The 20591-nt window shown below is 56.0% G+C and carries 21 protein-coding genes and 1 tRNA gene; 17 read left to right on the top strand and 5 right to left on the bottom strand.

The genetic code is table 11. The annotated features are described in order from the left end of the window. Positions 1-44: 44 nt before the first annotated feature. On the bottom strand, positions 45-719 hold the full coding sequence (gene rutR, locus F8R23_RS00450) for an HTH-type transcriptional regulator RutR (protein ID WP_151415130.1): 675 nt from the start codon (positions 717-719) through the stop codon (positions 45-47). 288 nt (positions 720-1007) lie between these two features. On the opposite strand from rutR, the gene rutA reads away from it, so the two are divergent. The 6 genes from rutA to rutG are packed head-to-tail and all read left to right on the top strand — an operon-like array spanning position 1008 to position 6049. Continuing rightward, complete coding sequence (gene rutA / locus F8R23_RS00445) at positions 1008-2108, top strand: pyrimidine utilization protein A (protein ID WP_085116164.1); 1101 nt, start codon at positions 1008-1010, stop codon at positions 2106-2108. After that, positions 2108-2854 (top strand): pyrimidine utilization protein B, encoded by a 747-nt coding sequence (rutB, locus tag F8R23_RS00440; RefSeq protein ID WP_129935196.1) that lies wholly within the window; start codon positions 2108-2110, stop codon positions 2852-2854. The genes rutA and rutB overlap by 1 nt, the downstream gene beginning before the upstream one ends. A gap of 48 nt (positions 2855-2902) precedes the next feature. Next, the gene (rutC, locus tag F8R23_RS00435) at positions 2903-3289 is read left to right on the top strand and encodes a pyrimidine utilization protein C (RefSeq protein ID WP_112350420.1); all 387 of its coding nucleotides are present in this window, start codon (positions 2903-2905) and stop codon (positions 3287-3289) included. A gap of 24 nt (positions 3290-3313) precedes the next feature. Beyond that, the gene (rutD, locus tag F8R23_RS00430) at positions 3314-4117 is read left to right on the top strand and encodes a pyrimidine utilization protein D (RefSeq protein WP_112350419.1); all 804 of its coding nucleotides are present in this window, start codon (positions 3314-3316) and stop codon (positions 4115-4117) included. Positions 4118-4132: 15 nt separating this feature from the next. Further along, on the top strand, positions 4133-4678 hold the full coding sequence (gene rutF, locus F8R23_RS00425) for an NADH-dependent FMN reductase RutF (protein WP_151415129.1): 546 nt from the start codon (positions 4133-4135) through the stop codon (positions 4676-4678). 51 nt (positions 4679-4729) lie between these two features. Continuing rightward, positions 4730-6049, top strand: coding sequence for a pyrimidine utilization transport protein G (gene rutG / locus F8R23_RS00420; RefSeq protein WP_112350418.1), 1320 nt, complete (start codon positions 4730-4732; stop codon positions 6047-6049). A 28-nt stretch (positions 6050-6077) separates the two neighbouring features. Here rutG and F8R23_RS00415 read toward each other — a convergent pair whose 3' ends face one another. Next, the gene (locus F8R23_RS00415; RefSeq protein ID WP_129938435.1) at positions 6078-6995 is read right to left on the bottom strand and encodes a DMT family transporter; all 918 of its coding nucleotides are present in this window, start codon (positions 6993-6995) and stop codon (positions 6078-6080) included. Between the two features lie 67 nt (positions 6996-7062). On the opposite strand from F8R23_RS00415, the gene F8R23_RS00410 reads away from it, so the two are divergent. Together F8R23_RS00410 and F8R23_RS00405 are read left to right on the top strand one after the other, a co-directional pair. Next, positions 7063-7638, top strand: a complete 576-nt coding sequence (locus F8R23_RS00410) for a helix-turn-helix domain-containing protein (protein ID WP_099061687.1) — start codon at positions 7063-7065, stop codon at positions 7636-7638. Between the two features lie 130 nt (positions 7639-7768). Beyond that, positions 7769-8242, top strand: coding sequence for a helix-turn-helix domain-containing protein (locus tag F8R23_RS00405; protein WP_129935018.1), 474 nt, complete (start codon positions 7769-7771; stop codon positions 8240-8242). Here F8R23_RS00405 and F8R23_RS00400 read toward each other — a convergent pair. After that, complete coding sequence (locus tag F8R23_RS00400) at positions 8226-9149, bottom strand: LysR family transcriptional regulator (RefSeq protein WP_129935019.1); 924 nt, start codon at positions 9147-9149, stop codon at positions 8226-8228. The genes F8R23_RS00405 and F8R23_RS00400 overlap by 17 nt on opposite strands. 68 nt (positions 9150-9217) lie before the next feature. On the opposite strand from F8R23_RS00400, the gene F8R23_RS00395 reads away from it, so the two are divergent. From F8R23_RS00395 to F8R23_RS00360, 8 genes are all read left to right on the top strand, one after another. After that, the gene (locus F8R23_RS00395) at positions 9218-9835 is read left to right on the top strand and encodes a LysE family transporter (protein WP_151415128.1); all 618 of its coding nucleotides are present in this window, start codon (positions 9218-9220) and stop codon (positions 9833-9835) included. A gap of 77 nt (positions 9836-9912) precedes the next feature. Next, the gene (gene wrbA / locus F8R23_RS00390) at positions 9913-10512 is read left to right on the top strand and encodes an NAD(P)H:quinone oxidoreductase (protein ID WP_085116155.1); all 600 of its coding nucleotides are present in this window, start codon (positions 9913-9915) and stop codon (positions 10510-10512) included. A gap of 239 nt (positions 10513-10751) precedes the next feature. Further along, positions 10752-11063: a hypothetical protein gene (locus F8R23_RS00385; protein ID WP_112350455.1), complete on the top strand. Its 312-nt coding sequence runs from the start codon at positions 10752-10754 to the stop codon at positions 11061-11063. Between the two features lie 136 nt (positions 11064-11199). Then, positions 11200-12660 carry a TrkH family potassium uptake protein gene (locus F8R23_RS00380; protein ID WP_112350412.1) on the top strand — a complete coding sequence of 487 codons (1461 nt, stop codon included), beginning with the start codon at positions 11200-11202 and terminating at the stop codon, positions 12658-12660. A 165-nt stretch (positions 12661-12825) separates the two neighbouring features. Then, positions 12826-13623, top strand: coding sequence for a DNA/RNA non-specific endonuclease (locus F8R23_RS00375; protein WP_129938436.1), 798 nt, complete (start codon positions 12826-12828; stop codon positions 13621-13623). A gap of 231 nt (positions 13624-13854) precedes the next feature. Continuing rightward, positions 13855-14415: a sugar dehydrogenase complex small subunit gene (locus F8R23_RS00370; protein ID WP_112350410.1), complete on the top strand. Its 561-nt coding sequence runs from the start codon at positions 13855-13857 to the stop codon at positions 14413-14415. A 15-nt stretch (positions 14416-14430) separates the two neighbouring features. Continuing rightward, the gene (locus tag F8R23_RS00365; protein WP_112350409.1) at positions 14431-16086 is read left to right on the top strand and encodes a GMC family oxidoreductase; all 1656 of its coding nucleotides are present in this window, start codon (positions 14431-14433) and stop codon (positions 16084-16086) included. Beyond that, positions 16083-17492, top strand: a complete 1410-nt coding sequence (locus F8R23_RS00360; protein WP_112350408.1) for a cytochrome c — start codon at positions 16083-16085, stop codon at positions 17490-17492. Before F8R23_RS00365 ends, F8R23_RS00360 begins: the two co-directional genes overlap by 4 nt. A gap of 107 nt (positions 17493-17599) precedes the next feature. On the opposite strand, the gene F8R23_RS00355 is transcribed toward F8R23_RS00360, so the two are convergent. Next, positions 17600-17815, bottom strand: a complete 216-nt coding sequence (locus F8R23_RS00355; protein WP_020826186.1) for a hypothetical protein — start codon at positions 17813-17815, stop codon at positions 17600-17602. Between the two features lie 462 nt (positions 17816-18277). On the opposite strand from F8R23_RS00355, the gene F8R23_RS00350 reads away from it, so the two are divergent. After that, positions 18278-20272: a BCCT family transporter gene (locus F8R23_RS00350; protein ID WP_085116149.1), complete on the top strand. Its 1995-nt coding sequence runs from the start codon at positions 18278-18280 to the stop codon at positions 20270-20272. Between the two features lie 139 nt (positions 20273-20411). On the opposite strand, the gene F8R23_RS00345 is transcribed toward F8R23_RS00350, so the two are convergent. Next, positions 20412-20499, bottom strand: a tRNA-Ser gene (locus tag F8R23_RS00345). Positions 20500-20591 lie beyond the last annotated feature (92 nt).

Here is a 20591-nt window from a genome sequence, read left to right as displayed (position 1 = left end):
GCTGCTGGGGGATAGTCCGCTATCCCCCTTCCCACTCCTGGCGCTTAGCGCGGCCGAATACCCTCGACAATCACCCGCTGCACGTTCTCCACCGTCTGCTGAAAAAACGCCTCATCGTCCAGGGTCTTGCCGGTCACCGCTTCCACCTGCACCCAAAAATCAGCGTAGTGTTGAGTGGTTGCCCACAGCATGAAGATCAGATGGTGCGGCTCTACCGCCGCGATATGGCCCTGTGCAATCCAGCGCTCAATCATCGCGGACTTCTCGTCCACCAGCGCCTTTAACCCGCCCTGCAGCTCCTGTTTCAACAAGGGGGCCCCTTGGATCATCTCCAGACAAAACAGCCGTGAAGCCTGCGGATGATGGCGGGATACCTCAAGCTTCAGCCGAATATATTCGCGAATGGCCTGCAAGGGTTCCTGATCGGCACGCAGCGCTTTAAGCGGTGCCAGCCACACCTCAAGAATGCCTTTCAGCACCGCCACGTACAGCTCTTCTTTGGAAGGGAAGTAATACAGCAGATTGGTTTTGGAGACGTCGGCGCGTTCGGCCACCTGATCCAGACTGGTGCCATGAATACCGTACAGCGAGAAAAATTCCAGCGCCGCATCCATGATGGTGCTGCGTTTTGCAGCCACCGCACGCGAGCGGCGCGTGGGGGGTTTAACGGCTTGTGGCTTCACTGCGACTCCTTGGCGCAACCTGATTCGAGCCAGCATAACAAAGCCATTGGGTTAAACCCACGCTTTTGCCTACCCCTTCCGAGTGATTCTTTGCACCTTTAACGCGCAGCTGCGCCTGTTTTTTGTGCAGCTATTTTTGACCAAATGGTCTGTTTTGGACCATTCACTCAACAAAAAAATCACACATTAAAAACAACTCATTGATAAATAATCCATTTTAAAAACTGGCACTCCACTTGCAATAGCCGTCGTATCCAGCGCTGTCCGGCGAGAAGCATTCAGGCAGCATATGAACCGTCCCATTCGCAGACCCGAGGTGTTCAAATGAAAATTGGCGTATTTATTCCTATCGGCAACAACGGCTGGCTGATTTCCAGCAATGCCCCACAGTACCAACCGACGTTTGAACTCAACAAAACCATCGTGCAAAAGGCCGAGCACTACAACTTCGACTTCGCTCTGTCGATGATCAAACTGCGCGGCTTCGGTGGCAAAACCGAGTTCTGGGACCACAACCTGGAATCCTTCACCCTGATGGCCGGGCTGGCGGCCGTCACCTCACGCATCAAGATCTACGCCACGGCGGCCACGTTGACCATGCCACCGGCGATCGTCGCCCGCATGGCCTCCACCATCGACTCCATTTCCAACGGTCGCTTTGGCCTGAACGTGGTCACCGGCTGGCAAAAACCGGAATACGAGCAGATGGGCATGTGGCCGGGTGACGATTACTTCGGTCGCCGTTACGACTATCTGGCGGAATACGTCAATGTGCTGCGCGATCTCTGGGGCACCGGTAAATCAGATTTCAAAGGCGAGTTCTTCCAGATGGACGACTGTCGCGTCAGCCCGCAGCCGCAGGCGGACATCAAGGTGATCTGCGCCGGGCAGAGCGACGCGGGTATGGCCTTCTCGGCCAAATATGCCGATTACAACTTCTGCTTTGGCAAGGGCGTCAACACCCCGACCGCCTTTGCACCGACGGCGGCTCGCCTGAAAATTGCGGCGGATAGCGAAGGCCGCAGCGTGGCCTGCTACGTGCTGTTTATGATCATTGCCGATGAAACCGATGAGGCCGCCCGCGCCAAATGGGAAAGCTATAAAGCGGGGGCCGATACCGAAGCCCTGGCCTGGCTGACCGAGCAAAGTGGCAAGGACACCAAATCCGGTGCCGACACCAACGTGCGCCAGATGGCAGACCCCACCTCAGCCGTCAACATCAACATGGGTACGCTGGTCGGCTCCTACGCCAATGTGGCGCGCATGATGGATGAAATCGCCACCGTCCCCGGTACCGAAGGCGTGCTGCTGACCTTCGATGACTTTGTCAAAGGGGTGGAAGACTTTGGCGAACGCATCCAGCCGCTGATGAAAAGCCGTGCCGACGTTTGCCCACAAACCGCTGCAAGCCGCGAGGTGGCATGATGAAAATTGTTGAAAACCAACTGGTGGTGCACCGCCATTCACCGCAGGCCGGCGCTACCGTCACCCTTCCCGCCCGTCCGGAGGCTATCGCCTTTGCGCCGCAGGAAACCGCCTTGATCGTGGTCGATATGCAAAATGCCTATGCTTCGCAGGGCGGCTATCTGGATCTCGCCGGGTTTGATGTTTCGGCCACCGCCCCGGTGATCGCCAACATCAAACGCGCTATCAACGCTGCCCGTGCCGCCGGTATCAAGGTGATCTTCTTCCAGAACGGTTGGGACAACCAGTACGTCGAGGCCGGCGGCCAGGGTTCCCCCAACTGGCATAAATCCAACGCGCTGAAAACCATGCGTAAGCGCCCGGAACTGATGGGCAAGCTGCTGGCCAAGGGTGACTGGGATTACGACCTGGTGGACGAACTGCAGCCGCAACCCGGCGATATCGTGATCCCAAAACCACGCTACAGTGGATTCTTTAACACCCAGCTCGACAGCCTGCTGCGCTCGTATGGCATTCATCATCTGGTGTTTACCGGCATCGCTACCAACGTCTGTGTCGAGTCCACGCTACGCGACGGTTTTTTCCTCGAGTATTTCGGCATCGTACTGGCTGACGCCACTCACCAGGCCGGGCCAGCGTTCATCCAGCAGGCGGCGTTGTACAACATCGAAACCTTTTTTGGCTGGGTGTCGGACGTTGACAGTTTCTGTGACGTGCTCGCCGCCCCACTCAGCCAGACGGCATGAGTTTTGCTTTTATTCACCAAATATTAAATTTTCACCAGGAGCATCACTATGCCAAAAACAATCATTACTCCGCCGGGCACCGGCAAACCACTGGCCCCTTTCGTGCCCGGCACCTTGGCTGACGGCGTGGTTTACGTTTCGGGCACGCTGGCATTCGATAAAGACAATAACGTGGTACACGTCGGTGACGCGGCGGCGCAAACCCGCCACGTGCTGGAAACCATCAAAAGCGTGATCGAAACCGCCGGTGGCAACATGGACGACGTGACCTTTAACTCGATCTTCCTCACCGACTGGCAAAACTATGCCGCCGTCAATCAGGTGTATGCGGAGTATTTCCCCGGCGACAAACCGGCACGCTACTGCATTCAGTGCGGGTTGGTGAAGCCGGACGCCCTGATTGAAATCGCCACCGTGGCCCATATCGGCCGCTGAGTCATTATTCGCTGAGGATCGAGCATGTATTTTGAGATTTTGGGGAAAGACACACCGCTGGCGCCCACGCTGGTACTCTCCGCCGGGCTGGGTGGCGCAGGCAGCTTTTGGCAACCGCAGATTAACGCGCTAAGCGAGCATTTCCGGGTAGTGGTTTACGATCACTCCGGTACCGCACACAGCAAAGGTGAGGTACCGGACGGCTACAGCATGGCCGATATGGCCGATGAGGTGGCGCAGTTGCTGCATTCACTCAGCGTAGAACGCTGTTATTTCGTCGGCCATGCCCTTGGCGGCATGATTGGCCTGCAATTGGCGCTCACGCACCCGCAGTTGATCGAAAAACTGGTGGTGGTCAATGGTTGGCCGACGCTGGACAGCCAGACCCAGCGCTGCTTCAAAGTGCGTCAGGATCTGTTGCTCAACAGCGGCGTGGAAGCCTACGTGCGTGCCCAACCGCTGTTCCTGTTCCCCGCCGACTGGCTGTCGCAACACCAGACCTTGCTCGATGAAGAACTGCAGCACCAGACCGCGCATTTTCAGGGTACCGAAAACCTGCTGCGCCGTCTGAATGCGCTGATGAATACTGATTTCCGTCCGCATTTGGCAGACATCACCACGCCGACCCTGGCGCTGTGTTCCCGCGACGATCTGCTGGTGCCCTATCACTGCTCACATCAGTTGGCGGCTGGTCTGCCGAACGGCGAACTGGCAGAGATGGCGTACGGCGGCCATGCCATGAGCGTGACCGACACAGAGAACTTTAACCGCATTTTGCTGGGCTGGCTGTTGAAAACACCTCACGCCAACACCCGTCTTGCATCCTAGACCCGGAGACACCTCATGCAAAGCCAAACGCTGCTTGCCGATACGCCACTAGCGCCACCGTACGTAGAAAAACAGGACTTCCGCGACGCCATGGCGCGCCTGGGTTCGGCGGTCAATATCATCACCACCGATGGGCCCGCCGGCCGTGCCGGCTTTACCGCCTCGGCGGTATGCAGCGTCACCGATACGCCGCCAACACTGTTGGTGTGCCTGAATCGATCCGCCTCGGTCTATTCGGTGTTTAAGCAAAACCAGACGCTGTGCGTCAATACCCTGGCGGCGGAGCACGAGTCGCTGTCGAATTTGTTTGGCGGAAAAACGCCTATGGACCTGCGTTTCTCTGCCGCGCGCTGGTCTACGCTGGCGACCGGCGCCCCCATTTTGCACGGTGCGGTGGTCTCGTTCGACTGCCAGATCAGTCAGATTGTCAGCGTCGGCACCCACGACATTCTGTTCTGTCAGGCGGTAGCGCTGACGCGTAATGACGACAGCCATGGCCTGGCCTACTTCGACCGACGCTACCACGCGTTGCCAAAGCAGGCAGCGACGGATAATCGCTAAAAACGCACTCACCAGTCACCCTAACCTGCACTCAACATTTTGGAGATAACGATGGCGAATACCTGGTTTCCCCAATGGCGTATGAAACAAGGCAATCTGGATGGAGCGATCGTCGCGCCCGATGAACGGTTGCCACTGGCGCAGACGCTGGTGATGGGTTTGCAACATGCGGTGGCGATGTTTGGTGCCACGGTACTGATGCCGCTGCTGATGGGCTTTGACGCCAATCTGGCTATTCTGATGTCCGGCATCGGCACGCTGCTGTTTTTCCTGGTGGTTGGCGGCCGGGTACCGAGTTACCTCGGCTCCAGCGCGGCGTTTGTCGGGCTGGTGATCACCCTGACCGGTTACAGTGGCCAGGGCGCTAACCCGAATATCGCGCTGGCGCTCGGCGGCATCATCGCCTGCGGCCTGGTGTATCTGCTGATCGGCTTTGTGGTGATGAGCGTCGGTACCCGCTGGATCGAACGTCTGATGCCGCCGGTGGTGACCGGTGCCGTGGTGATGGCGATCGGCCTGAACCTGGCCCCGATCGCCGTACGCAGCGTCTCGGCCTCCAACTTCGACAGTTGGATGGCGGTGGTCACCATCCTGTGTATTGGTTCGGTAGCGGTATTCACCCGTGGGCTGATGCAGCGGCTGTTGATCCTGGTGGGATTGATTGCCGCCTATTTGATTTACGTGGTGGCGACCAATGGCTTGGGGCTTGGCAAACCGGTGGATTACAGCGCACTGAGCCAGGCGGCCTGGTTCGGTCTGCCGCAGTTCACCGCGCCGGCGTTTAACCTGCACGCCATGCTGCTGATTGCCCCGGTGGCGATTATTTTGGTGGCGGAAAATCTCGGGCATGTCAAAGCGGTGGCGGGCATGACCGGCCGCGATCTCGACCCTTATATCGGCCGAGCCTTCGTCGGGGATGGACTGGCGACCATGCTCTCCGGCTCTGTGGGCGGTACCGGAGTAACCACCTATGCTGAGAATATCGGCGTGATGGCGGTGACCAAGATTTACTCTACGCTGGTGTTTGTCGCGGCGGCGGTGGTGGCGATTGTTTTGGGCTTTTCACCGAAGTTCGGTGCGTTGATCCACACCATTCCCGGCCCGGTGCTGGGCGGTGCTTCGGTAGTGGTGTTCGGTTTGATCGCCGTCGCCGGAGCGCGTATCTGGGTGCAGAACAAGGTGGATCTGGGTGATAACGGCAACCTGATTATGGTGGCGGTTACGCTGGTACTGGGTGCGGGGGATTTTGCACTGACCATTGGCAACTTCACCATGGGCGGGATCGGCACTGCCACTTTCGGTGCCATTATCCTCAATGCCCTGCTGCGCAAGCGCAAAGCACTGCCGCTGGCAGACAGTCCCGTACGTTAATCCATCGTGATGGCCCGGTAATCGGGCCTTATTCGGCCAGCGCCGCCGCTTTTCCCTTGCGACGGATGCGCAGTTCGCTAACCAGCACTCCCAACACGATTAGCGCACAGCCTAACAGGGCTACGCCGGGCAAACGTTCGCCGGCAATACGTCCGACCAACCCGGCCCAGACAGGTTCACCGGCATAGATGACCGTGGCACGCGTCGGTGAAACGCTGCGTTGCGCCCAGTTCATTGTTACCTGAATAATGGCGCTGGCCATCCCCAGACCGATTGCACTGTACAACAGATAGCTGCTGTACGGCGGCACCGACTCACCGGTCGGCACCATCATCAGGAACGAGGCCAGCGAGGCGGTCGCCAGTTGTACCAACGTCACCCGCTTAACATTGACCTTACCCGCATAAGCGCCAATCAAAATGATCTCGGCGGCCATACCCAGCGTACCAATCAACGTCAGTATCTCACCCACGCTGAGCGTCATATCGGTGTTGCTCGGCGCCGCCAGCAGCATCAGACCGCTGAATGCCAGCAACACGCCGACCCAGGCCATCACGCCGGGAAAACGCCCCAATACCAGCCACTGCAGCAGCGGAACCATAGGCACATACATGGCGGTAATGAACGCCGACTGACTGCTGCTGATGGTTTGTAACCCCACGGTTTGCAGACCGTAGCCGAACATAATGGCCACACCGATAAACACGCCCGCTTTCAGCTCATACCAGGTCAGCCCGCGCAGACTGCGCAACGAAAACAACATCAGCACCAGCGTGGCGGCGGCGAAGCGCAAACCAACGAAAAAGAACGGCCCGCTGACCTGCATGGCAAGATGCACCGCCAAAAAGGTGCCGCCCCAGATCATGGTGATGAAAATCAGCACCGCTTCCTGTCGCTTTATCTTGGGAATGAAGGCGGAAATAAAGGATTTTTTTACTGCGGACACCGGCTTGCCCTTCCTGCTGGGTGCAATATAATGCACAGATCCTGCCAGTATGAGGTAACGCCTGCGGATGAGCAATACAGTGAACAGCGGCAAACATGAAGCGCCCAAGGTGCTGCAATACCTGAGCAGTAACCTGCGCGGTTATCGCCAACAGGCGGGGCTCAGTCAGGTGGCGCTGGCACAAAGATCCGGCGTCAGCCGCCGCATGCTGGCCGGCATTGAAGCCGGTGACCGTAACGTCAGCCTGGCGGTGCTGGACAAACTGGCCGATGCGTTGAATATCGCCTTCACCGATCTTATCCAGGCACCCGAAGCGCGTGGCAACCATTTGGTGGGTGAACTGGCCTGGCAAGGGGTTCAACCGGCAAGTCAGGCGCTGTTCGCCGCCAGCGTGCCTGCGCGCCAGCGGGTTGAACTCTGGGAATGGACGCTGATGCCGGGCGAGCACTACGACTCGGTGCCGGATGCCGAAGGCTGGAGCGAAATTATCTACGTCATCGCCGGGAGCCTGACGCTGGTACTGGAACAACAAACCTTGACGCTGGAAGCTGGCCAAACCCAGGTGTTCAACAGCGATCAACACTACGCTTACGCTAACCACAGCCAGCAACCCTTACGTTTTATCCGCAACGTCACCTTCTAGTCGCCACAACAGCCCGCATTTTCAGTGGGCTGTCACCCGTCTGTCGTGCACATGTCATGCTAGTGTCGTGGCGGTCGACGCTGCCAGCCCCTACACTTTGTGTCATTGAGGGTTCATTTTGGAGAACGCAATGCAAACTTACCGCATCAGGCCATTACGGCTGGAAAAGGGCTGGTCACAAGAGCAATTGGCCACCATTGCCGGCCTCAGTACCCGCACGGTTCAACGTATTGAAAATGGCGAACAGGCCAGTCTGGAGACCCTGACCGCCATTGCCGCAGCCATGGGGTTGCAGGTCAGCGATCTTTACCAGCCGACACAGCAGGAAAAAGCTGACAATAATCATCAGGCAGAACAGGACATACGCCGGCAGGTCGCGGCGGAAACCAAGCTGTTGAGTATGGCGGTACGGTTTGCCTGCATCGGTCTGATGCTGTTTGCCATCAACTGGTTTACCCATCCGCAATATCTGTGGTCGCTGTGGGCCATCGGCGGCATGAGCATCGCACTGGTCATGCGTGCCACCCGTACTCTGCTGTTGCGTGATGTTTTCAGTCGCTGGCAACAACAACGCCTGGCAGAAAAACTCAGGCGCATGCCGTAAGCTGTAGCCAATCCGCCAACCGGGCCAGCGCACTGCCCGGCCGGATTTCTTGCGGCGTCAGCAAACAGTAACCGCTGCCATCCGACGAAAAACCAAAAGGTGCGCACAGCAACCCGCTAGCGACATCATCACGCACCTGTTGCCACGGGCCGATGGCAATACCTATTCCCGCCACCGCCGCCTGTAAACTGAAGTAGAAATGATCAAAACGCTGTTCCGATCTCCCCGCCAGCGCGACGCCCTGTGCTTGCGCCCACTGTCGCCAGGCATCGGGTCGGGTGGCCGAGTGCAATAGCACCGCATCTTGGCTCAACTGCGGCTGGCCGCCATTGGCGGTCACAAAACGCCGTAGCATTTCAGGTTTGCACACCGGCCCGACCCGTTCGTTGAACAACGCTACGCTGTGCAGCTTATCGCCCCAGTCAAAATCGTTGCGACGGATAGCGGCGCTAATCCCATCGTGAAACGAAAACTGCCCACCGCCAGCCACCAGTTGCAGGTTGATGTCCGGGTATGCCAACTGAAATGCCGGCAGACGCGGTATCAGCCAGCGCATCAATAGCGTCGGCTCGCAGGACAATATCAGCGGTGCGTCCTGCGCCTGTTGCCGCAGCGTTTGTGCGCTGTGCTCCAGAATGCCGAATGCCTGTTGTGACGCCTGCAATAGCGTACGACCGGCCACGGTCAGGTACACCCGCCGATGGCGGCGTTCAAACAATGCCACACCGAGCTCCTCCTCCAGCCCCCTGACCGCACGGCTAACCGCACCGTGCGTCAGACTCAGACTGTTCGCCGCCTGAGTAAAACTTTCCAGTCGCGCGGCGGCCTCAAAACAACGCAGCCCTCCCAGCGACAGCGGTCGATTAACACTATGTGAGTTTTTCTCACCGATACGGTCAGTTTTCATCGTTTGTCACCATCGGACATTTCTCTTATAAATCAGCCACTCTTTTCTGATTTATTGCCAGGATAACTATGACCGAACTTCTCGCTGTCGTCACCATCACTTTACTCGCCGTCATCAGTCCAGGGCCGGACTTTGCCATGGTGTCACGCAACAGCCTGCTGCTCTCCCGCCGCACCGGGGTAGTAACCGCCTGTGGCATTGGCGCTGGCGTGCTGATCCATGTCAGCTATACCCTGATTGGGGTCGGTGTGTTAATCCAGCAGTCGCTGTGGTTATTCACCCTGCTGAAGGCGATTGGCGCCGCATACCTGATCTATCTTGGCGTCAGTATGCTGCGTAGCGCCGGTGCCCATTCAGCCCCATCTTCCAACACGCCAGCCGCCGTCAACGATATTGCCGCGCTGAAAACCGGCTTTTTAACCAACGTGCTCAACCCGAAAACCACCATTTTTATCGTCAGCCTGTTTATGCAGGTGGTTAACCCGCAGACACCGCTCAGCATACAAATCGGTTATGGGCTGTTTATTTCACTCGCCCATATTCTCTGGTTCAGTGCCGTCGCGCTGCTGTTTTCCGCCCCCCGTATCAATGCGCGCCTGCTGCGTATGCGCAAAGGTATCGACAGAGCCTTTGGCGGTCTGCTGATTACCTTCGGCACACTGCTGGCGATGGCCGGAATAAAATAAAACCGCGAGGATAAGTTCTTCATTCACTCCTATGCTTAGGGGGCATATCTTGCAATCACCAGAGCGGAGAATGGAACATGGCGAAAATATTGGTCCTTTATTACTCAATGTACGGACATATTGAAACCCTGGCGGAGGCGGTAGCGGAAGGCGCTCGCCGGGTCAGTGGCGTTGAAGTGACCCTGAAACGCGTGCCGGAAACCATACCGGCAGAGGCCTTCGCCAAAGCCGGCGGTAAACAAGATCAAAAAGCACCGGTAGCCAGCCCGCAGGAGTTGGCCGATTACGACGGCATTATCTTCGGCACCCCGACCCGCTTTGGCAATATGGCTGGCCAAATGCGTACCTTCCTCGACCAAACCGGTGGGCTATGGGCTTCCGGTGCACTGTACGGCAAAGTGGGCAGCGTCTTCTCCTCGACCGGAACCGGCGGCGGTCAGGAGCACACCATCACCTCCACCTGGACCACGCTGGCGCACCACGGCTTTATTATTGTGCCGATCGGTTATGCCACTCCGGAACTGTTTGATGTCTCGCAAACCCGCGGCGGCACCCCTTACGGCGCAACCACCATCGCCGGCGGCGACGGTTCACGCCAACCCAGCCCGGAAGAGCTGACCATTGCCCGTTATCAGGGTGAACACGTGGCGAAAATCACCGCTAAGCTGAAAAGTTAAGCGATAACCTTCAGTTACCTGCCCTCTGGGGCCGTTGATTCCTTCGGCCCCATCTTGTTGCCAACCCGCAGCAAGGTTAAAATGCCGCTCAGCCTGCCATTCACTACCTGAACGTCACGGTCGAAATTCGTTCTGCCCGTCAATCACCGCCCTGTGCCCTGATGACGGGCGTTCTGTTTTTGCGCATAGCGAAGGGAAATAAGTCAGTGTCTAAAGATTTTGATGAACTAATAAGAGACCTGGATCTTATTATTGAAAATGTAGACAGTTTCAAGGCTATGGCCCCGCGCGCACCCGAGCCACCCGCGGCACCGCCTGCGGTCCATCACTACGATTCGTTCTGCGAGAATGTGGCGCTGAAAGTGGTGTTGAAGGTACTGCTCTCGTCGGTGGATAAAATCGTCAAAGTGCAGATTGCCAATAGGGTCGAGCAGGAAATTGCTCAGATTGAACAGCAGGTCATCCATGCCGGTGGCGGACCGGTGTCACCCGAGGATTTGGCGCAGATGACGCAATACGTACGTCGCACCGTAAACAATTTGTTGGAATAATCACCACCACGGTTAAAAACGTGCCAACCTTCGCAGACGATATGAATTTTTACGCTTTTTTTATATCGTCTGCCTTATTCTTTATATACTTAAAGAATAAATTGACTCATTGCCGACTGGCAACTCGGGCGCAAGTATGGTCAAGAATAAACAGATCCTGGTCGTTATTCATCTTTGCAGTTTTTTAGTTTTCCTTTACAGCCTGTCAATGATTCCCCCTTTGTTGGTGGCGTTGTTGTATAAAGAAAAAAGCGTTTTTTCCTTCTTCTATACGCTGGTGATTGCCGGCTCTCTCGGCGGATTGGGCTGGTTCAGCACGCGTCAGTCCAAGGTGCAGCTTCGCACACAGGACGGTTTTCTGATTATTGTGTTGTTCTGGCTACTGTTTTCAATGGTCAGCGCCCTGCCGTTGTGGATAGATGACACGCTGAATATCAGCCTGACCGATGCCATGTTCGAAGGCGTTTCCGGCATCACTACCACCGGCGCATCGGTACTTAATGACGTCTCCGGTTTACCTAAGTCTTTTCTCTACTACCGCTCCCAGCTCAATTTTATCGGTGGCCTCGGCGTCATTGTGTTGGCCGTCGCGGTGCTGCCGCTGCTGGGCATTGGTGGCGCCAAGCTTTATCAGTCGGAAATGCCCGGGCCGTTCAAAGAAGAACGTCTGACTCCGCGGCTGGCCGACACCTCGAAAAACCTGTGGCTGATTTATCTTGGCCTGGGGTTGGCCTGTACGGTGGCGTTCCGTATTGCGGGCATGCCGTGGTTTGATGCACTCTGCCATGGGATCTCCACCGTTTCGCTCGGGGGCTTTTCCACCCGCAATGAGAGCCTGGGTTTTTACGATAGCTCGGCGGTGGAAATGGTCGGCGGGATCTTCTCGATTCTGGCTGCAGTGAATTTCACCCTGTATTTCGTCGCCGTGGGCCGCCGCAGCCTGAAGCCGCTGTATAGAAACCCGGAACTGCGTTTTTTCCTGTTGGTGCTGTCGATTATCGTGGCCATTGTCTGTTTCGAACTGTACCGCTCCGGCATGTACGGTGCCAAAGACTCCTTCGTACACGGTTTTTTCCTCACCAGTTCGATGATGACCGATAACGGGCTGGCCACCGCCGACTATGCCAAAATGCCCTCCCACACCATTATGCTGCTGTTGGCGGCGAGCTTTTTCGGTGGTTGTGTCGGTTCTACCTGCGGCGGTATCAAGGCACTGCGTTTTCTGATCATGTACAAGCAGAGCCGGCATGAGATTAACCAACTGGTTCATCCCAACGCCATTTTCACCATCAAGGTTGGCAATGCGCCTATTCAGGATCGCGTGTTGCGTTCGGTCTGGAGCTTCTTCTTTCTGTATGTCTTCTTCAGCTGTTTCTTCGTTTGGCTGCTGAACCTGATGGGCTATGACCTGGTCACTTCCTTCGCCACCGTCGCCGCCTGTATCAATAATATGGGATTAGGCTTTGGTGAAACCGCCGCCGGGTTTGGTACGCTTAGCGATGCAGCCAAATGGCTGATGTGCTCGGCGATGCTGCTTGGCCGTCTTGAGATTTACCCTATGTTGATCCTGTGCTCACGCGCCTTTTGGCGTTTTTGATACTTCGGCCCTGTCGCCGCACTGCCTGTTTTCATCAACTTTGCTGTACCAATGCTGACACATTCATAACGTGAATGTGTTGCATTGTTGTATTCGTTTCATTGCGATAAGTTAATTTTACTGTAAATACATACAGTATTATTTTAACTTATTGAGGATATGAATATGCGTTTTAACAAGATGTTAGCTCTGGCCGCCCTGCTGTTTACCGCTCATGCTTCCGCCGAGGCGCTGGAATCGATCGACAACTGTGCAGTCGGTTGCCCAACCGGCGGCAGCAGCAATGTGTCAATCGTTCGCCATGCCTATACGCTGAACAACAACAGCACCACCAAGTTCGCCAACTGGGTGGCTTATCACATCACCAAAGACACACCGGCCAGCGGTAAAACCCGCAACTGGAAGACCGATCCGGCGCTGAACCCGGCGGATACCCTGATCCCGGCAGACTACACCGGTGCCAATGCGGCACTGAAGGTCGACCGTGGGCATCAGGCGCCGTTGGCCTCACTGGCGGGCGTGTCTGACTGGGAGTCGCTGAACTACCTTTCCAACATCACGCCGCAGATGGCCGACCTGAACCAGGGTTCCTGGGCACGGTTGGAAGATCAGGAACGTAAGCTGATTGACCGGGCAGACATCAGTTCGGTGTATACCGTGACCGGCCCGCTGTACGAGCGCAATATGGGTAAACTGCCGGGCACCCAAAAAGCACATACCATCCCCAGCGCTTACTGGAAGGTGATTTTTATCAATAACAGCCCGGAAGTGAACCACTATGCGGCGTTTCTGTTTGATCAAAACACCCCGAAAAACGCCGATTTTTGTCAGTACCGCGTAACGGTTAACGAAATTGAGAAGCGCACCGGGCTGATTATCTGGGCCGGTCTGCCAGAAGATGTGCAGGCGTCGCTGAAGGCCAAACCGGGCGTGCTGCCGGAATTGATGGGTTGCAAAAGCTAACGTATAAACCGGAAACCCGCTGCGGCGGGTTTTTTATTCTTTACGTGCTGTTTTGTCATGGCATCTAAGCAAGTTTATTGCCGGAAAGTTATCGACAAGTTAATATCCCGCCAAATTATTAGATATAAAACCATAAGTAATGGAGTTATTCCATTGTTGACTATTTTTTATCCCTCTTTACCCGCTCCCTTTTGCCTTATTCGGCACTAACACCTGTTGTGAGAAAAACACATGGAAAATTTGTTATTAGACGATGGTGGGCTACCAGCCAAAAATGGAACCGGTTTCAGTCGACGTGAAGTGCTGCTGGGGCTGGCCTCAACCCTGCTGGCCGGCTCGCTGCTCAGTTATCCTTTCCTCAGCCTGGCTGAACAACAAACTGCTGCAGCCAACCCCTTGCAGTTTGCTCGCTTCTTCAAAATATCTCAGACATTGACCGAACATCAGGATATCGATCAGGGGATGTCGGCGCGTATTTTTACTGCGCTGCATAATCAGAATGCCCAGTTCACTGCACAGGTTGAGCAACTCGGAGGTCTGTTACAAGCGGGCCAAAGTGCGCAACAGTTGCAGCAGCAGGCGATCCAGGCCGGCTTGCAGGAAGTGGTCACCGCGATTATCACCGCCTGGTATACCGGCACCGTCGGCCATGGCCAAACGGCGCAGCTAATTGCCTACAAAGATGCGTTGATGTATCGCCCCGCCAGCGACGCGCTGATCGTTCCCACCTACTGCGGCAATGGCCCGCTGTGGTGGACCGCGGCTCCACCTGCCGTCAATGTTTCCCTGTGATCTGAGAGCCTTCTGATGAAAAAACCTGTATTTACCGCCGATGGCAACGCCTCGGCCGATATTGTGATCGTGGGTTCCGGCATTGTCGGCGGCATGATGGCCGATCAATTGGTCAGCCAGGGGTATTCTGTGCTGGTACTGGAGGCAGGCCTGCGCATCGAACGCGGCCAGGCGGTAGAGAACTGGCGCAATATGCCTTTTGACAACCGCGCCGGCTCTGATTACCAGGGGCTTTACCCACAATCTGAATTCGCCACCGCACCGCTCTACTTTCCGGAAAACAACTATGTAGCCCTGAGTGGCCCGAGCGCAGGCAGTTTCAAGCAGGGTTATCTGCGTACCGTCGGCGGCACCACCTGGCACTGGGCGGCTTCCTGCTGGCGTCACCTGCCCAGCGATTTCCAAATGAAAACCCTGTATGGCGTGGGCCGCGACTGGCCGATCTCCTACGACGAACTGGAGCCCTACTATTGCCGGGCCGAAGAAGAAATTGGCGTAGCCGGCCCTAACGATCCGCAACAGCAGTCCCCGGTTGAGCGCAGTAAACCCTACCCGATGGATATGGTGCCCTGGGCTCACGGCGACATTCGTTTTGCCGAAGTGGTCAACCCGCACGGCTACCGCTCGGTTCCGATCCCGCAGGGGCGCAGTACCCATCCGTGGAAAGGCCGTCCGACCTGCTGTGGTAACAACAATTGCCAGCCCATCTGCCCGATAGGCGCCATGTACAACGGTATTCATCACGTTGAACGCGCAGAGATGAAAGGCGCGGTCGTGCTGGCGGAAGCGGTGGTGTACAAAATCGACACCGATGAACAGAATCAGGTGACTGCGGTACATTGGCTGGACAGCAAAAAACAGTCCCATCAGGCCACGGCCAAGGCTTTTGCGCTGGCCTGTAATGGCATAGAAACCCCACGCCTGCTGCTAATGGCTGCCAATGAGCGCAATCCGAACGGCATCGCCAACGCTTCCGATCAGGTGGGCCGCAACATGATGGACCATTCAGGTTTTCACTGCACTTTCCTGGCGAAAGAACCTCTGTGGCTGGGCCGTGGTCCGGCGCAAAGCAGCTGTCTGGTTGGCCCGCGTGATGGGGAGTTCCGTAAAGACTACTCGGCCAATAAAATGATCCTCAACAACATCAACCGGGTGGTACCTGCAACCCAACAGGCGCTGGAAAAAGGGTTGGTCGGCAAAGAGTTAGATGCCGAGATCCGCCGTCGCGCCGCCTATGGCGTCGATTTGTCCATTAGTCTGGAACCGTTACCAGACCCGAATAACCGCCTGACGCTGAGTAAAACCCGCAAAGATGCCCATGGCCTGCCTTGCCCGGACATCCACTACGACGTTGGCGACTACGTGCGTAAAGGTGCAGAGGCCGCGCACAAACAACTAGAGCACATTGGTCAGCTGTTTGACGCCGATGAGTTTAATATCACCACCAGCCTGAACGCCAACAACCATATTATGGGCGGCACCATCATGGGTCACAGCCCTGAAGATTCGGTGGTGGACGGTAACTGCCGGACTCATGACCATGCCAATCTTTGGTTGCCGGGCGGCGGTGCCATCCCTTCCGCCAGCGTGGTGAACAGTACCCTGACCATGGCGGCGTTAGGCATCAAGGCCGCCGATGACATTGCGCGCAAGCTGGCGGTGAAGTCATGAGAAAACAGGCGAGACTGACGCTGCTATCCCTGCTGTTACTCGGCAGCAGCGCCGCACAGGCGGCAAACGAAGTTGACCTGAGCGGCGTGGCGTTGATTAAGAAAGGCGAACAGATTGCCATCGCCTCCGACTGCCAGGCCTGCCATACCAAACCGGAAGGCGGTACGCCGTTTGCCGGCGGCTATGGTATCAGTTCCCCCATGGGGGTGATTTACGCCACTAATATCACCCCGTCCAACGTCGAGGGTATTGGCAGTTATAGCGAACAGCAGTTTGCCCGCGCGGTCAGGGACGGTATTCGTGCCGATGGCACCCACCTCTACCCCGCCATGCCCTATACCTCTTACACCCGGTTGAGCGACGCGGATATCACGGCGCTGTATGCCTACTTTATGCACGGCGTGAAACCGGTCGATCAGAAAAATACGCTGACCGACCTGCCATTCCCGTTCAACCTGCGCTTTAGCATGGCCGCCTGGAATCTGTTGTTCCTGAAAGACGGCCGCTTTGCGCCCGATGCCAACAAGAGCGAGCAATGGAACCGCGGGGCCTATCTGGTCAATGGTCCGGGGCACTGCGACACCTGCCACACCCCACGTAACCTGCTGATGGCTGAAGATAACAGTCAGGCGCTGGCGGGCGGTATGGTAGGCAGTTGGTATGCGCCCAACATCACTTCAGATCCGATCAGCGGCATCGGCGGTTGGAATCAGCAGCAATTGGTCCAGTACCTGAAAACGGGCCAGGTGGCCGGCAAGAATCAGGCGGCGGGCGGCATGGCGGAGGCTATCGAAAACAGCCTGCAGTATTTTTCCACTGAGGATCTATCGGCCATCGCCGTTTACCTGAAAAGCACCACGCCGATCCGCGACCTTAACGACAGCCAGGCTGCCGACAGCTATGGCAAGCCATCGAGCGTTGAGCCTCAGTTGCGCGGGTTACACCCCGCTACCGCCAATAATACCCTGACCGACGGCGCCGCACTGTTCAGCGGCAACTGCGCCAGCTGTCATCAGCCAGACGGCAGCGGCAGTAAAAACCAGGCTTACCCTTCGTTGTTCAACAATACCGCCACCGGTGCCGGCAACCCGGCTAACCTGATTTCGGCCATGCTGTTTGGCGTCGAGCGAAGGGTCGGCAGTCAACACGTGCTGATGCCGAACTTTGGCCCACAGTCGTATGTGAATCCACTGAACGACCAACAGATCGCCGCTATCAGCAACTTTGTCCTGCAACAGTATGGCAACCCGGCGGTTAAAGTCAGCGCCGCGGACGTCGCCATATTGCGCCAAGGCGGTCCGATCCCACTGCTGGCGCGGTTGCAGCCTTATATGGCTCCGGCAATCGGCATTGCGGTACTGGCGTTGCTGATTCTGGTATGGCGGGTAGGGAGAAAACGGCGTTAAATACTGTGACTGCAGGCTGGGGAGCTATCCCCGGCTTGCAGGTTTGGCCGCAAGCCACGCAGGGATAGTTTTTGCCTTCATCCTGAGGAATTCGGCATGGGTCGCTTTTACTGAGTTTGATTTTCCACACGGGTGATACCGTGTTTCTTCATCACTTCTTCCATGGTCAGATTGTCATCATCCGGCGTTTCGTCAATGACAACATCTTGCGGGCGAACGTAAGGTTTAGTGGCACGTTTGAACATCCACCACCAAACGAACACCAGAAACGCACCGGACTTCAGAAAAATCATGGTCCACAATGCTATTTGATACCAGCTCATCTCTATCTCCATGAAAGCGTTAAGCGCGATCGCGTCGCTCTATTTTACCCTCTGTATGACTCTGATCAAGCGCCAACGGCACATCCCTCTGGTTCAAGCCGCTGTTATAGGGGTTTCTCTCATGATCTGCTCTACCCCGCCGCTAAAAGCCCCTTTCCTACCACTGATGCAGGGCAGCCGCAGTCTGCTGCGGTGTTGATGTACATACAGGCATTACTCGGCCAGGCTGTCTTATCCGTTCGAAAAGAGTGAATTGTCTTTCCTGAGCGCTCTCTTTTCATATAGCTTAAAAATCTAATAAAACAACTTAAAATAGCTGTTTTAACCAAAAAATGTCAATTACCTCGTTTTTTCGCTATACTCGCCGAGTTAAATGTCTCGGGCAGCTATTCGCCCACTTTTTATGGAGCTGTTTTAAAGGATTAACCCCCATTCCCTAACGGACTAGCTAGAAGGTATTCTATGAGCCAAAACGACACTGAAATTGTGGCACGTCGTAGCCATATCAATCCTCCGGTATTTTTTATCTCTGCCGCTTTAATCATCATCCTGGTGGCCTTTGCCGCCCTGTACCCCGAGTTAGCCGATCGCAAATTCAAAGCGTTGCAACAGGGTATTTTCACCAACGCCAGCTGGTTTTACATTCTGGCGGTCGCACTGATCCTGTTGAGCGTGACCTATCTGGGTTTGTCGCGTTACGGCAACATCAAGCTTGGGCCGGATCACGCTCAACCCGACTTTAGCTATGTTTCATGGTTCGCCATGCTATTTTCCGCCGGGATGGGCATCGGTCTGATGTTCTTTGGCGTCGCCGAACCGGTGATGCATTACCTTTCTCCCCCTGTCGGAACGCCGGAAACAGTGGAAGCGGCTAAACAGGCCATGCGCCTAACCTTCTTCCACTGGGGCCTGCATGCCTGGGCGATTTATGCCATCGTGGCGTTGATTCTGGCCTTCTTCAGCTATCGTCACGGCCTGCCGCTGACGCTGCGTTCCGCGTTGTACCCGATTATTGGCGATCGCATCTATGGGCCGATTGGCCACGCAGTAGATATTTTTGCGGTGATCGGCACCGTGTTCGGCGTCGCCACCTCATTGGGCTACGGCGTCTTACAGGTCAATGCCGGTCTTAACCACCTGTTTGGCCTGCCGATCAACGCCACGGTACAGGTGGTGCTGATCGTGGTGATCACCGGCCTGGCGACGCTGTCAGTGGTGTCCGGGCTGGATAAAGGCATCCGCATTCTGTCCGAATTGAACCTCGGCCTGGCGGTGCTGCTGCTGGTCCTGGTAGCTGCGCTCGGTCCGACAGTGCTGTTACTAAAATCCTTTGTAGAAAATACCGGCGGTTATCTTTCTGACATCGTCAGCAAGACTTTTAACCTGTATGCCTACGAGCCAAAATCCAGTAACTGGCTGGGCGGGTGGACGCTATTGTATTGGGGCTGGTGGTTGTCCTGGTCGCCTTTCGTCGGCATGTTTATCGCCCGCGTTTCACGCGGACGTACCATCCGTGAATTCGTCACCGGCGTGCTGTTCGTTCCCGCAGGTTTCACACTGCTGTGGATGACGGTGTTCGGCAACAGTGCCATTAATCTGATCATGGCCGAAGGGGCGCGCGATCTGGCTGACACTGTGCAAAATGACGTAGCACTGGCGTTGTTCAACTTCCTGGAACATTTCCCGTTCTCTAATATTCTGTCATTTATCGCCATGGCGATGGTGGTGGTGTTCTTCGTCACGTCGGCGGATTCGGGGGCGATGGTGGTAGATACCCTGGCTTCCGGTGGTACCGATCAAACGCCGGTCTGGCAGAGGATTTTCTGGGCCGCCATGATGGGTTTGGTCGCCATTGCCCTGTTGCTCGCCGGTGGGCTAAGCGCGCTGCAAACCGTGACCATCGCCAGTGCCCTGCCGTTCTCGATGATCTTGCTGGTGTCGATCTACGGGCTATTAAAGGCCTTGCGTATCGACGCCTATAAGCGCGACAGCCAGGTGATGACCACTATTGCACCGACTGCCGCACGCAATCCGATCTCATGGCAACGGCGCTTACGTAATATCGCCTACTTCCCTAAACGCTCTCAGGTAAAACGGTTTGTCGGTGAAGTGGTTCAACCAGCCATGACGCTGGTAGAAGCAGAATTAGCCAAGCAAAACACCACGTCCTCGATTGATGATTCACAGGACGATCGCATCCGTTTCGAAGTCGATTTGGGTGAAGACCTGAACTTTGTTTATGAGGTGCGCCTGCGGGCTTACATTCAACCGGCCTTTGCCCTGGCCGGGTTGAAAGACGAAGAACGTGATGAAGAACATAAGTACTACCGGGGTGAAGTCCACCTGAAGGAAGGCGGCCAGGATTACGATGTGATGGGCTGGACGCAAGAACAGATCATCCACGATATTCTCGACCAGTACGAGAAACACCTGCACTTCCTGCATTTGGTACGCTAGTTCCCTGCGCTACTGTTCTAGTCAGCCGCCCCATCCGGGGCGGTTTTTTTATGCAATAAGCACTATGACATCAGCGCAACAAGCCATTTTATGGGCATAAAAAAACCCCGCGCTCTAAGAGCACGGGGGTCATAATTTATGGCGGAGGAGCAGAGATTCGAACTCTGGAACGGTTTCCCGTCGACGGTTTTCAAGACCGTTGCCTTCAGCCACTCGGCCACCCCTCCGCAACGAGCCGAACTATAAACACAGCTGATCCGCTTGTAAAGCCCATTACCGTTCAATTGAGTGAAAAAACAGCAACTGACGTGCAAGCGTT

Source organism: Serratia proteamaculans (assembly GCF_008830365.1).
In the GTDB taxonomy this organism is placed as follows: Bacteria; Pseudomonadota; Gammaproteobacteria; order Enterobacterales; family Enterobacteriaceae; genus Serratia; species Serratia proteamaculans.
The sequence above is the reverse complement of the archived record's forward strand: the minus strand, read 5'-3'. Positions and strand labels throughout refer to the sequence as shown.